Annotated in this window: 1 protein-coding gene; it reads left to right on the plus strand. The window is 40.3% G+C overall.

Annotation, left to right across the window (positions count from 1 at the left end; genetic code table 11):
* Positions 1–54 precede the first annotated feature (54 nt).
* Entirely contained in the window at positions 55–987 is a 933-nt protein-coding gene (locus tag HJG58_RS18590; protein WP_001040033.1) for an IS5 family transposase, read from the plus strand.
* Positions 988–1039: the final 52 nt, after the last annotated feature.

Consider the following 1039-nt stretch of genomic DNA (forward strand, 5'->3'; position numbering starts at 1 on the left):
GGCTTTGTTGCACAAACCTATCTCTAAAGGCTTATTCCACAATATAATTTTGAGATGAATAAGCCTACACCTAAAATCTACCGTACAACCAATTGGCCCACATACAACCGAGCTCTCATTAATCGTGGGAATATTGCCATTTGGTTTGATCCCAAAACACAATGGTATGCTCAACCAAAAAGCCAACATGGTCGAAATCAAACTTATTCCGATACAGCCATCCAATGCTGCTTAATGATTAAATCCATATTTCGTCTTTCTCTACGCATGGTCACTGGCTTTGTACAAAGCCTGATTAAACTTTGCGGATTAGATTGGACAGCGCCAGACTATACGACGCTTTGCAGAAGACAAAAACATATTGATATTGCGATTAGCTACCAAAAAAGTAGCAATGGTCTACATCTACTCGTAGATTCAACTGGTTTAAAGTTTTTGGGCGAAGGTGAATGGAAACGGAAGAAACATCAGCCTGAATATCGTCGACAATGGCGTAAGCTTCACATTGGTATAGATGCTGAAACGCTGCAAATACGTGCAGTTCAGCTCACAACGAACAATATCAGTGATTCACAGGTGCTCGGTGATTTACTTGGTCAAATACCACTTGATGAGCGAGTAGATTCTGTCTATACCGATGGAGCCTATGACACTAAATGCTGCAGACGAGTGATCTCAGATCGTCAAGCATATGCGGTGATTCCGCCAAGAAAAAATGCGAAACCGTGGAAAGATACAAAAGTTCATTCGCAAGAGAGAAATGAATTACTAAAAACAGTTAAGCGTCTAGGAAGAGCCCTTTGGAAAAAGTGGTCTGGTTATCATCGGCGAAGTTTGGTCGAAACCAAGATGCATTGCATCAAATTATTAGGCGATAAACTCTACTCAAGGAATTTTGACAGCCAAGTGAATGAGATCCATGCACGTGTAGCCGTATTAAATAAATTTACAGAATTAGGCAGACCTCATACCCAAGTTGTAACCTAAATTTTAGCAACTTAGGAAAACTTTACCTTCAAAGGCTTTATGCAACAAAGCC

This window comes from Acinetobacter geminorum (assembly GCF_013009345.1).
GTDB classification, from domain to species: domain Bacteria; phylum Pseudomonadota; class Gammaproteobacteria; order Pseudomonadales; family Moraxellaceae; genus Acinetobacter; species Acinetobacter geminorum.

Excerpts from the sequence above, each read along its gene's own strand:
- HJG58_RS18590 (WP_001040033.1), top strand. The coding sequence starts at position 55 with ATGAATAAGCCTACACCTAAAATCTACCGTACAACCAATTGGCCCACA.